Here is a 236-nt window from a genome sequence, read left to right on the forward strand (position 1 = left end):
CAAGTGAAGAAAGAAAATGTAGGGAATATAGTGTCACCACAAGTGAAGAAAGAGAATGTAGGAAATATAGTGTCACCACAAGTGAAGAAAGAAAACGTAGGGAATATAGTATCGCCAAATGTATCGAAAGAAAATGTAGTTATTCCGCAAGTCATACCGCCAAATATTCAAATGCCAAATATAATGCCAATTATGGATAACAACCAACCACCAAATATGATGCCAATTATGGATAA

The 236-nt window shown here is 34.7% G+C and carries 1 pseudogene; it reads left to right on the plus strand.

Annotated features, from left to right (window positions below):
- Positions 1-236 (plus strand): annotated as a pseudogene (locus C4S65_RS35070) (hypothetical protein); the annotation flags it as partial.

The sequence above is a fragment of the Bacillus sp. ok061 genome, assembly GCF_900108285.1.
GTDB classification, from domain to species: Bacteria; Bacillota; Bacilli; order Bacillales; family Bacillaceae_G; genus Bacillus_A; species Bacillus_A thuringiensis_S.